Source organism: Treponema sp., from assembly GCF_045657965.1.
Lineage (GTDB): Bacteria > Spirochaetota > Spirochaetia > Treponematales > Treponemataceae > Treponema_D.
Genome location: NZ_JAZOUG010000142.1, coordinates 1 through 2,440, shown reverse-complemented (window position 1 = coordinate 2,440; position 2,440 = coordinate 1). Strand labels below are relative to the sequence as shown.

The following is a 2,440-nucleotide window of genomic DNA, read 5'->3' as shown; positions in this document are numbered from 1 at the left end:
ACGCTTTCACCGCCCGAAGCCTGAGTTTCAGAAACTTCTTTTTCTTCGCCGCTTACAATTAAATAAAGTGTATTTGATCCGGCAAGATGCTCATCAACATAAGTAATGTCCTGGCGGAATTTTGAATCCGGCGGGAAGTAGTTTACAAGGGCTGTATCAACAACAAGCAGTTTAAAGCCTACGATTGCTGCTACAACAAGAACTGCCGTTGAAACAATCAGACGGGGCTTTGTGCCTGAGAAGAAGTGATATATTGAATAAAGTGTAGAAGATGTTGCTTCTTCAGAAGACTGACCGCCGCGGCGTTTCAGCTGTTTTTCAAGCTTCATCTTGATTTTTGTAGAAATTCTGTCTTTGTTGTGCCAGTGCTTTCCGACAACATTGATTGGAGTTACATACAAAAGACAAGGAATTAAAGTCATTGAAAGCATAAGGGAGAATACAACACCAGCTGCCGCAAATACAGAGAAAGATTTAAGAGGCATAATCGGGCTTGTAATATTTGAAATAAAGCCTGCAACAGTTGTAACGCCTGCAAGAACAACAGCAACCCATACATCCTTTAAGCCGTATTCGATTGCATCTGCGTGCTTTTCTTTTGTAATTTCACCTTCGATTTTATCAAGGGCAATGTAATAGTGAGTAAGAACATGAATACCGTAAGCAGAACCACAGGCAACAAGACAGACCGGAATAACACTTCCGATGATTGTGAATGTGATGTGAAGCATACACATAATGCCTACAGACCAGATTGTAGCCATAAGAACTGTAATTAACGGAAGAAGTGTGCCGCTCCAGGTATGGAATGAGAAATAAAGTGAAAGAAGAACAACAAGTGCAACAAACGGAATAAGGATAAGAAGGTCTGAAATCATGAATTTGTAGCCGTCGTCACTCAAAACCGGATCACCGAAGTAACGTACTTCAAGATCACTTCCTGCAACTGCTTCTTCACAGATTTTCTGAATTTCATGAAGAGAAGCCATCTGACGTTTTGAATTAAGCATATCGCCGTTTTCATCTTTTGGTTCAAGTGTAATCATCATCTGAGTAGTTTTTCCGTCATCAGTAATGATTACGCGGTTGTACATTTCCTGCCAGTCAACAAGTTTCCGTTTGATTGCTTCCATTTCTTCAGGACTGCCGGTATAATCATCGCCGCCAATCAGACTTGAAGCCTTTAAGCCGCCGTCTTCGCCTTCAACAAAATCAATATTTGAAAGCGAGTCGATATTTTCGACATATGGAACACTGCCAATCTGTTCGGTAATTGTCTGTACGATTTTGATGTACTCAGGTGTTACGATTGACTCGCCTTGAGTTTCCAGAGAAATACCTAAAACCATCATGCTTCCGAAATCTTCTTCGGCCTTTAACATTCGCTGATAAGATTCAGAACTCTGCGGCATGTACATACGAACCGTGTTTTCGATTGCGATTGTACGAAGCTGCCAGCCAAAAAACGCAGTAATTACAAGGCTTAATGCAATAATAAGCCATGAACTTTTAAGCATTTTTTTAATCATAAAGGAAAACCTCCTAAAAAAATTACTTGATTAAAGAAAACAAATCGTTTATAATTCGTTCAAATAATTAAACCGATAAACCAAATATAACGACAGCAAAAAAAACTGTCAAGTGATTTTTTAAAATATTCTAACACATTTAAGTTTTTTTTAAGGAGGAAGACAAAAAAATGACAGATACAGAAAAATTAAAACAGGCTCAGGAAGAATTTAAAACATGTGTTCCGATTTTTACTGCTTTAGGCGACACCACAAGGCAGAAAATCTGTCTGGATCTTGCAGGAAGCGGCTTTGAAGGCTTAAATGTTGCAGATTTAGCCGGAAAGTCAATTCTTTCACGCCCTGCAATTTCCCACCACCTTAAAGTTTTAAAAGATGCAGGAATAGTTGAACCGCTCAAAAAAGGCACACAGATTTTCTACCGGCTCAGGCTCAAGGACGCCATGATTCCTATGAAAGCGTTAATCTGCACAGTCGAAGAAATACTTTCTGAAGAAGGCGAAATAAATTAATTAAAATTTCAATTATCTCCAAAACACAGCTTTTCTTTGACATTTTTTTAAATTTTGTCATAAAAAATCTAAAAATAAAGTTGAAATCTGATAAAAGCTGTGTTATATTAGAAAAATCTAATTATAAATAAGGAGTTTATATGAAAATTACAAAGACAATTGCTGCTGCCCTTACAGCACTCGCACTTGGAACTTCAGCTTTTGCAGATGAAGCAGCTGATATCATCAAAAAACAGTCTACACTTACCCGCCCTCAGACTTCACAGGCTATCATGCTTCTTCAGAACATCGAAAAAAACGGTTCAATCGAGCACCGTCAGATGAATCAGTACGGCCGCACGGAAAAAGGTCTTGTACAGACAGTTTTTGATATCCGAAGCCCTGCAAACGTAAAAGATA

The 2,440-nt window shown here is 38.6% G+C and carries 2 protein-coding genes and 1 pseudogene; 2 read left to right on the top strand and 1 reads right to left on the bottom strand.

The features are described from left to right. Nucleotides 1-1,529, bottom strand: a 1,529-nt coding sequence (locus tag ACKI5B_RS05105) for an efflux RND transporter permease subunit (RefSeq protein WP_407426478.1), incomplete at its 3' end; no start/stop codon positions are given. A gap of 170 nt (nucleotides 1,530-1,699) precedes the next feature. Here ACKI5B_RS05105 and ACKI5B_RS05100 point away from each other — a divergent pair. Both ACKI5B_RS05100 and ACKI5B_RS05095 read left to right on the top strand, forming a co-directional pair. Further along, nucleotides 1,700-2,041, top strand: a complete 342-nt coding sequence (locus ACKI5B_RS05100; RefSeq protein WP_407426476.1) for an ArsR/SmtB family transcription factor — start codon at nucleotides 1,700-1,702, stop codon at nucleotides 2,039-2,041. Between the two features lie 140 nt (nucleotides 2,042-2,181). Beyond that, nucleotides 2,182-2,440: pseudogene (locus ACKI5B_RS05095) on the top strand (hypothetical protein); the annotation flags it as partial.